The organism is Streptomyces niveiscabiei (genome assembly GCF_001419795.1).
Classification (GTDB): domain Bacteria; phylum Actinomycetota; class Actinomycetes; order Streptomycetales; family Streptomycetaceae; genus Streptomyces; species Streptomyces niveiscabiei.
This window is the reverse complement of record NZ_LIRL01000011.1, coordinates 1-4,251: the sequence shown is the minus strand read 5'-3', so window position 1 is coordinate 4,251 and position 4,251 is coordinate 1. Positions and strand designations below refer to the sequence as shown.

General features: G+C 72.1%; 6 protein-coding genes. 4 read left to right on the top strand and 2 right to left on the bottom strand.

What is annotated here, in order from left to right; genetic code table 11:
- Together AOK24_RS00505 and AOK24_RS00500 are read right to left on the bottom strand one after the other, a co-directional pair.
- The coding region (locus tag AOK24_RS00505) for a hypothetical protein (protein ID WP_055718023.1) at window positions 1-498 on the bottom strand (498 nt) is incomplete at its 3' end.
- Window positions 499-518: 20 nt separating this feature from the next.
- Window positions 519-1,094 (bottom strand): TetR/AcrR family transcriptional regulator, encoded by a 576-nt coding sequence (locus AOK24_RS00500; protein WP_055718022.1) that lies wholly within the window; start codon window positions 1,092-1,094, stop codon window positions 519-521.
- A gap of 66 nt (window positions 1,095-1,160) precedes the next feature.
- On the opposite strand from AOK24_RS00500, the gene AOK24_RS00495 reads away from it, so the two are divergent.
- From AOK24_RS00495 to gndA, 4 genes are all read left to right on the top strand, one after another.
- Window positions 1,161-1,667 carry a GNAT family N-acetyltransferase gene (locus AOK24_RS00495; RefSeq protein WP_055718021.1) on the top strand — a complete coding sequence of 169 codons (507 nt, stop codon included), beginning with the start codon at window positions 1,161-1,163 and terminating at the stop codon, window positions 1,665-1,667.
- Between the two features lie 92 nt (window positions 1,668-1,759).
- Complete coding sequence (locus tag AOK24_RS00490) at window positions 1,760-2,416, top strand: maleylpyruvate isomerase N-terminal domain-containing protein (RefSeq protein ID WP_055718020.1); 657 nt, start codon at window positions 1,760-1,762, stop codon at window positions 2,414-2,416.
- Between the two features lie 51 nt (window positions 2,417-2,467).
- Window positions 2,468-2,974, top strand: coding sequence for a MarR family winged helix-turn-helix transcriptional regulator (locus AOK24_RS00485; RefSeq protein ID WP_055718019.1), 507 nt, complete (start codon window positions 2,468-2,470; stop codon window positions 2,972-2,974).
- A gap of 179 nt (window positions 2,975-3,153) precedes the next feature.
- The coding region (gndA, locus tag AOK24_RS00480) for an NADP-dependent phosphogluconate dehydrogenase (protein WP_055718018.1) at window positions 3,154-4,251 on the top strand (1,098 nt) is incomplete at its 3' end.

Here is a 4,251-nt window from a genome sequence, read left to right as displayed (position 1 = left end):
CCGCCGCACTCCCCACTCCCGTTCCGCGACCGCAAGCCCCCGCCCCAGCGTCTCGACGAGCGCCGGCCGGCTCACCGGCACCGCCGCGAACGCCCCAGGCCCCTCGTCGCCGTACACCCGGCAGGCGAGGTGGACCCGGTCCCCGTCGGGGAAGGCGAACGTCAGGGCGCCGTCCGTGCACTCGCCCCAGTCGAGGAACCGGTACCCGGCCAGTTGCTCCCCGGCCTCGGCCGCCCCCGCCGTGCGGGACGCGTCGAGGATCCAGGCCTCGGCGAGGCGGAACGCGTCGGCCGGTGAGGTGAAGGCCGTCGGCGTTGGGGCAGGCGTGTCGAACCGGGCGAGTTCGTCCTTGAGCTTCTTCACCAGCAGGGGCGGGTAGAAGGCGTTGTCCCGCGCGTTCACGTGGAGCCCGCCGACGTGGACGTCGACGCACAACAGCCCGGGGTCCCGCTCGATGTGGAACTCCAGGCCGAATCCGGCGCGCGATCCGAACAGCATGGCAATCTCTCCGGCCCGGTTCAGCCTCGTAGGAGGGCGAGTTGGTGGGTCACCGCGTCGGTCACGCGTGGGTCGTCGTCCGTCGCGAGGAGGTCGAGGAGCGCGCCCCGGAGGACGGCGAGGGCGAGGGTGCGGCGGGCGGCGGCGTCGCGCGCGGCGCGTTCGGACGGTGACTGGCAGTCGGTGAGGACGCCGAGCCAGTCCTCCACGGTCGTACGGGCGAACCCGGTCCAGGGGCCGTCCGGTTGGACGAGGGAACGCGCGTACGCCTCCGCCCACAACCGCAGCAACGGCCGGTGCTCCTTCGCGGCGAGCCAGGCCCAGACCTGTTCGACCGCCGGGACCAGCCCCGCGGGGGAGGGTCGGCGGATCCGGTCAAGGAGGGCCAGTTCGTCGGTGCGGGCGCGGGCCAGCAGTGCTCGTACCAGGCCGTCCTTGCTGCCGAAGAGGAACAGCAGGACCCGGGGGCTGGAGCCGATCGCCTCCGCGAGGGGGCGCAGCGAGAGATCGGTGAGGCCGTGGGCGAGGGCGTACCGGTAGGCCGCCTCCAGCAGTTCGGTCTGCCGGGCGGACGGGGTTGGCGTTTCCTGGGGCACGTGGTTAGCCTAACCCGACTGAAACGATCGTTTCAGTGGCGGTCGTCGGACACGGGAGAGTGGCGCATGCCGGAACGGGACGGGGAACGGGCCGTCGTACGCCGCGCCGACCGGCCCGGCGACCTGGGCTGGGTGCTGATGGCCCACGGCGAGGTCTACGTCGGGCAACTCGGCTGGGACGCCGGCTTCGAGGCCCTGGTCGCCAGGATCGTCGCGGACTACACGGCCGGACACGACCCGCTGCGCGAGGCGGCCTGGATCGCCGAGGTGGACGGCCGCCGGGTGGGCTGCGTGCTTCTGGTCGCCGGTGACGGCCCGAGGACGGCCCGGTTGCGGGTCCTCCTCGTCACGCCGGACGGCAGGGGACTGGGCCTCGGGACCCGCCTGGTCGCGGAGTGTCTCGCCTTCGCCCGGGAAGTGGGGTACGGGCGGGTGACCCTGTGGACCAACGACGTCCTGGTGTCGGCGCGCAGGATCTACCAGGGCTTCGGCTTCGAACTGGCCGACGAGGAACGGCACCACAGCTTCGGCCGGGACCTGGTGGGGCAGAACTGGACGCTTGAGCTGGACTGACCGCGAGGCCCACCGCAACACCCGCCTGCCACGCCGGCGCCCGCGCCGATATCCGCGTACCGGAACACTCGCCCCTCCAGTACCGTGCCCGCGTGGACCTCTTCGTACAGACCTGGGCCGCGCTGCGGTCGACCGTCGCGGGGCTCGCGGACGACGACTTCGCGCGGCCCTCGGGGTGCACGGGATGGCTCGTACGCGACCTGGTGTGCCACCTCGTGATCGACGCGCAGGACGTGCTGATCACCCTCGCCACGCCCACCGACGCGGAGCCGACCCGGGACGCGGTGACGTACTGGCACGTCACCGGCGCCCCGCCGACCGGCGAGGACCCGCTGGACGCGCTGACCGTCCGCCTCGCGGCGGCGTACGAGGATCCGGCGCTGCTGAAGTTCCACCTGGACGACGTCGGCTCGGCGGCGGGCCGCGCCGCGAGCCTGGCGGCGCCGGAACTGCGGGTCAGCACCCAGGACATGGTCCTCACGGCGGCGGACTACCTCTCCGCGTACGTCCTGGAGTGGACCCTCCACCACCTCGACCTCGTCGCCCACCTCCCCGGCGTCGAAGGACCGCCCGCCGAGGGCCTCGCCCGCACCCGGCAGATGCTGGAACAGATCGCCGGTACGCCGTTCCCCGCAGCCCTCTCCGACACGGACACGCTCCTCGTCGCCACCGGCCGCCGCGCCCCCACCGACGCGGAACGGGCCGAACTGGGCGGTACGGCCGCGAGGTTGCCCTTCGTCGTGGGGTGAACGCGCCGGTTCTCGCAGGTGACGGCAGGCCTGCCGATTACCATCGGGCCCATGGATTCGACGCCGCGTTGGCTGAACCCCGAGGAGCGACGGGCGTGGCTCGCCTACGTCGAGTTCTCCACGCACCTCGCCGATCACCTCAACCGCCAGCTGCGCCGCGACGCGGGGATGACGCACGCGGACTACTCGCTCCTCGCGATCCTCTCGGCGGTCCCCGGCCACCAGCTCACCATGTCCGAGCTGGCCGAACGCCTGCGCATCACCCGCAGCCGCCTCACCCACGCCGTCACCCGCCTCCAGGAGTCCGGCTACGTCGACCGCCAGGACTGCCCGAGCAACCGCCGCAACCAGCTGGCGGTGCTCACCCCCGAGGGCATGCGCCTCCTGGAGGAAGTGGCCCCGGGCCACGTGGAAGCGGTCCGCCAGGCCATCTTCGACGCCCTCACCCCGGCCCAGATCACCCAGTTCGCGGAGATCGGCGAGGCCATCAACGCGGCCCTGCACGGAATCGACGCGGCGAACGAACACGAAGAGGCACTGCCGTGGAGGAGGCGGTGACGGTATCCCCGCGCGCAGGGATATCGCGCAGATTCTTCGACACGCGGGGCATAGAACCGATCATCGATGCTGTTTACGCTTTCGAGGGAGCTCACCGGACGTACGGGCACCTCGCGCGCGGTGGGCCTGGCAGCCGCGTGGTCGCATGAGTCGTTTCCGATAGGAATCAGGTACCACACATGAGCGCATCCGCATCGATCGGCGTCACCGGCCTCGGGGTCATGGGCCGCAACCTGGCGCGCAATTTCGCGCGGCACGGGTACACGGTCGCGGTCCACAACCGGAGTGCGGGGCGGACCCGTGCGCTGATCGAAGAGTTCGGCCACGAGGGGGAGTTCGTCGCCGCCGAGAGCGCCGAGGAGTTCGTGGCGGCGTTGGAGCGGCCTCGGCGGCTGATGCTGATGGTGCAGGCGGGGGAGGCGACGGACGCGGTGATCGGGGAGTTCGCGCCGCTGCTGGAGCCGGGCGACATGATCATCGACGGGGGCAACGCGCATTTCGCGGACACGCGGCGCCGGGAGGCCGCGCTGCGGGAACAGGGCATCCACTTCGTGGGAGTTGGGGTGTCCGGGGGTGAAGAGGGGGCGTTGCACGGGCCGTCGGTCATGCCGGGCGGGTCGGCGGAGTCGTACGCGGTGCTGGGGCCGATGTTCGAGGCGATCAGTGCGAAGGTCGACGGGGAGCCGTGTGCGACGCACATCGGGGCGGACGGTGCGGGGCACTTCGTGAAGATGGTGCACAACGGCATCGAGTACGCGGACATGCAGCTCATCGCGGAGGCGTACGACCTGTTGCGGCAGGTCGGCGGGTACGGGCCGGCGGAGATCGCGGGCATCTTCCGGGAGTGGAACCAGGGGCGGCTGGGCTCGTACCTGATCGAGATCACGGCCGAAGTCCTGGGCCACACCGACGCGTTGACGGGCGGGCCGTTCGTGGACGTGGTCGTGGACCGGGCCGGGCAGAAGGGCACCGGGCGGTGGACCGTGCAGACGGCGCTGGACCTGGCCTCGCCGGTGACGGCGATCGCGCAGGCGACGTTCGCGCGGGCCGCGTCGGGACAGAGCGCGCTGCGCGCGGCGTACCGGGGCCTGCCCGGCGGCACCACCCCGCCGCTGTCGCGGACGGAGGCGGCGCGGTTCGCCTCGCAGGTCGAGAACGCCCTGTACGCGTCCAAGGTGATCGCCTACGACCAGGGCTGGTCGATGATCCAGGACGCCGCCAAGGAGTACGGCTGGGACATCGACCTCGCCGCCGTCGCCCGGATCTGGCGCGGCGGC